This is a genomic window from Neisseria sp. HMSC067G12 (genome assembly GCF_001812725.1).
GTDB classification, from domain to species: domain Bacteria; phylum Pseudomonadota; class Gammaproteobacteria; order Burkholderiales; family Neisseriaceae; genus Neisseria; species Neisseria perflava.
This window is the reverse complement of sequence record NZ_KV810219.1, coordinates 1-368: the sequence shown is the minus strand read 5'-3', so window position 1 is coordinate 368 and position 368 is coordinate 1. Positions and strand designations below refer to the sequence as shown.

Below are 368 nucleotides of genomic sequence, written 5' to 3'. Positions count from 1 at the left end.
AACTTCAAACCGTGTATCGGATTGACCGGACGGCCGGCACCTACCGCCCCCTTACAGGACAAACAGGTTTTAGGGGGGAGTCTTTTGCTGAACTTGCCGTTCATATGGAACATATCGCCGGTACGCACGATATAGCGTTTGCGGATTTTAACCGAGGAAGAATGACGCATCGGCCAGGCCGGTTTGGTGGCGGTGCGGCTTTTTACCCCTTTACGGCCCGGAAGGGCGATTTCATCGCCATAAGTTTTGTGCGTCTTACTGGCATTAAAGACAAAAGCAGGCTTGCGGTTGAGGCGTACGTCTTTGGCGACGGTTTTGGCACCGCCGAGATCAGCAAAGAGTGGGAAGGGGATGGGTGGAACGGAAGG

General features: G+C 54.3%; 1 protein-coding gene. It reads right to left on the bottom strand.

All coding sequences use genetic code 11. The features are described from left to right. Positions 1-368: PAAR-like domain-containing protein (locus HMPREF2871_RS09790; protein ID WP_070629636.1), on the bottom strand; the 368-nt coding region annotated here is incomplete at both ends.